This is a genomic window from Chroococcidiopsis sp. (assembly GCF_051657925.1).
Taxonomy (GTDB): Bacteria; Cyanobacteriota; Cyanobacteriia; order Cyanobacteriales; family Chroococcidiopsidaceae; genus Chroococcidiopsis.
In genome coordinates this window covers 1-2,944 of the sequence record NZ_JBOFLP010000086.1, presented here as the reverse complement: position 1 = coordinate 2,944, position 2,944 = coordinate 1, and the positions used below count along the sequence as shown (strand labels likewise).

Annotated in this window: 4 protein-coding genes and 2 pseudogenes; 1 reads left to right on the top strand and 5 read right to left on the bottom strand. The window is 43.8% G+C overall.

Features of this window, described 5'->3' with window-relative positions:
- The coding region (locus ACRC32_RS06600; RefSeq protein ID WP_438553240.1) for a TOBE domain-containing protein at positions 1-287 on the top strand (287 nt) is incomplete at its 5' end.
- A gap of 282 nt (positions 288-569) precedes the next feature.
- On the opposite strand, the gene ACRC32_RS06595 is transcribed toward ACRC32_RS06600, so the two are convergent.
- The 5 genes and pseudogenes from ACRC32_RS06595 to ACRC32_RS06575 form a co-directional block, all read right to left on the bottom strand.
- Positions 570-1,004 carry an RrF2 family transcriptional regulator gene (locus tag ACRC32_RS06595; RefSeq protein WP_438553239.1) on the bottom strand — a complete coding sequence of 145 codons (435 nt, stop codon included), beginning with the start codon at positions 1,002-1,004 and terminating at the stop codon, positions 570-572.
- A 157-nt stretch (positions 1,005-1,161) separates the two neighbouring features.
- Positions 1,162-1,935, bottom strand: a complete 774-nt coding sequence (locus tag ACRC32_RS06590; protein ID WP_438553238.1) for a class II glutamine amidotransferase — start codon at positions 1,933-1,935, stop codon at positions 1,162-1,164.
- A 67-nt stretch (positions 1,936-2,002) separates the two neighbouring features.
- Positions 2,003-2,134 (bottom strand): annotated as a pseudogene (locus ACRC32_RS06585) (acyl-CoA dehydrogenase family protein); the annotation flags it as partial.
- A 40-nt stretch (positions 2,135-2,174) separates the two neighbouring features.
- Entirely contained in the window at positions 2,175-2,501 is a 327-nt protein-coding gene (cutA, locus tag ACRC32_RS06580; RefSeq protein WP_438553237.1) for a divalent-cation tolerance protein CutA, read from the bottom strand.
- A gap of 170 nt (positions 2,502-2,671) precedes the next feature.
- Positions 2,672-2,944: pseudogene (locus ACRC32_RS06575) on the bottom strand (IS701 family transposase); the annotation flags it as partial.

Below are 2,944 nucleotides of genomic sequence, written 5' to 3'. Positions count from 1 at the left end.
GATTGTTTCAGAACAACCAATTTGATACAACCTCTCCTGAAGTTTTCCTCCGCCCCCACGATGTTGATGTGGATCTTTACCCTACAGTAAGTGGAGCTGTTGCTACAGTGAGCCGGATCGTTCATTTAGGTTGGGAAATTGAGGCGGAATTAATCCTAGAAGACGGTCAGCCAGTTAGAGCAGTTCTATCCAGAGAAAAATTCGACCAGCTTCACCTCGAACTACAACAAAAAGTTTACGTCAAACCTAAAAAAGCTAGAGCATTTCCGCAATATGCCACGGTTTAGCCAAATGGTAATTGGTAATTGGTAGTTGGTAATAATTTTGAGTATTGAGTTAGTTTTGACTTTTGACTTTTAACTTTTGACTTTTCTCTAGATGGAATGGCACTAAGTTAAGCGAGAACCCTCGTGTAGTAGAGATTTGAGTAAACAGGCTAATTGGGGTTGATTTGGGACGATCGCCGACTTTCCTATTTTCTCAATATCCACTTTCGCGCCTTCCCACTCCCTACAAGATTGGAACCCTTTGTATATCAATCGTTTCGGCTTAACTTAGTGCCATTCTCTCTAGATGTAATACATATTACCCGCCTGACCCTCATCTCGTTTGTCGCTCAGGTCTTGTAGAGTGTAACCTTGCAAGATGGCGATCGCTGCTTGCTGGGTTTCTTGCCATACTTGTCCAATGGCGTAATTTTCTGGTGTTGCTGAAGTTACTTCCTCTTTTACTGCCTTTTGTCTCCCTTCCAAGCAAATCAGAATTTCCCATAGAACAATTTGTCGGGGATCGCGAGCCAACGCATAACCACCTTTTGCACCTCGTTGACTGCGAACAATGCCACACCGTCTTAACGTCATCAACAGTTGAGCTAGATAGCGTTCGGGTATTTGATGTGTCGCAGCAATTTGCTCAATTTGCTGGAACTCTCCACGCTGATAAATTCTGACTAACTCCAACAAAGCCAACAAACCATACCTCACCTTACTAGAGAGTTCCACCATGCTGATACGGTCTTCCAGCGATTTACTTAGACTTTAGTATACTACTGTTACTCGATAAACTTTTAGTTGTTTAGAATGCAAATATGGTTTTCCAGCAGTTAGCTTCATTTGCAATTAACTAATTGCTAACTGCTAATTGCTAATTGCTAATTGCTTTTTATTCAAATTTGAGTGGCAAGCCATCCTGAAAAACTAATAGCTCGCCTGGTTGAATTTGCGTCCAAACTTCGTTATCTGTTAAAGGAGTTGTCGCAATCACGGCAACGCGATCGCTCGGCGTAGTTAATTCGCTAAAATCAACAGTCAGATCTTGGTCAATCAAATGAGCAGCGGCAAAGGGTGCTTGCCGCACGATATAACAAAGCTTAGTCGAGCAGTGGGCAAAAAAGTTTTCTCCATCCGAAAGTAAGAAGTTAAAAATTCCTTTGCCTGAGAGAGTATCCGCAATCTGCTTTAGTACGGGGTAGATTTGGTCTAATGATGGCTTCCCGTCGGGAAACTTTTGTTGAAGCGTTTCTAGAATCAGACAAAATGCTCTTTCGCTGTCCGTCTTCCCAACAGGTCGATAGACTCCCGTGCTTTGATAATCAAAATCTCGCAAGTCGCCGTTGTGAGCAAATACCCAATATCTTCCCCATAATTCTCGGCGAAAGGGATGGCAGTTCTCTAGGGCTATTTCCCCTTGAGTCGCTTTGCGGATATGGGCGATGACATGGGTGGAGTGGATGGGATAGCGGCGCACTAACTCGGCGATGGGAGAAGTAACGGAAGGTTTTTCATCGATAAAAATCCGACACCCCTTACCTTCAAAAAAAGCAATGCCCCAGCCATCGCGATGATCGTCGGTTTTCCCTCCCCGTACCGAAAACCCCTCAAACGAAAAGCAAATATCCGTCGGCACATTGCAATTCATTCCCAGTAGTTGACACATGGATTTTCAATTGTTAGCAACAGCTGACTGCCAACAAATTGTAGCGGTTCTAGTCGTGTCACTGAAACTAGGAATAAAAAGAAGGTTGTGGTAACTCATCGTTCAGTACCCAGTTGCCGATATCCCGCAACTTGTAATCCACTGGATCGTGTAAGGTAAAAGTACGAAGGTTGCGCCAGTAACGGTCAAATCCATATTTTCTGTGTTTTCCTTGTGAATACGGCAGTCTATTCCAAATCTTACGAACTAGTTGAAATAGATGGAACGGGAACCTCAGCGTTCAACCAGTCCAAGAAGCCCTGATTTACACTTGTAGGAGTCACTTCGGCAACAAAGTTATTGTATGTAATACGATCGCGAATCAGCTGCTCGATTTCTAATCGATAACCTGACTGAGTTTTTATCAGCAGCACGACTTCCGGTTCTTGAGTAATTTGTCCTTCCCAACGGTACATGCAGGTAATTGGAAACCAATTAACGCAAACTGCTAGCCTTTTCTCCAGCAATGCTCGACCGATTCGCTCGGCTTCTTCTGATGAATTTAGGGTCACGTAGTAAATTTTCATGAGAATTTCAGCTAGCGATACAATCGATCGTACTCGAAACCAACCTTCCAGCCAAACGCTTTCGTTAATTTATTGGAAAGGCTGAACCCAGCTGCGATCTCGCCTGCTAGTAAAATTGCCTCGTCAGAAAGTCCTACTTGACGCAGTGGTTCTAAGCTCGACTTTATCCATTAGGCGGCGTAGCACAATAAGTCCGACCAACATTCAAGCAAATCTAGTGGTACTTCTACCATCTGAGTCTCACCACTAGACAGTTGTAAAAGTCGAGTTCTCCACAGATATTGCCGCACCAGCGCGAGTGCATCAATGAAAGTTGGTAACGGCTTAGTGTACCAAGCTGTGTGGGGTAACAAGATATACTGATGGAGTTGGAGTTGGTTAGCTAACAATACGACAACTGAAAAGATGGCAAGTAATGCAGGAGTAGTCCGCAAAATCGCTTT

Excerpts from the sequence above, each read along its gene's own strand:
- ACRC32_RS06595 (WP_438553239.1), bottom strand. The coding sequence starts at position 1,004 with ATGGTGGAACTCTCTAGTAAGGTGAGGTATGGTTTGTTGGCTTTGTTG.
- ACRC32_RS06590 (WP_438553238.1), bottom strand. The coding sequence starts at position 1,935 with ATGTGTCAACTACTGGGAATGAATTGCAATGTGCCGACGGATATTTGC.
- cutA (WP_438553237.1), bottom strand. The coding sequence starts at position 2,501 with ATGAAAATTTACTACGTGACCCTAAATTCATCAGAAGAAGCCGAGCGA.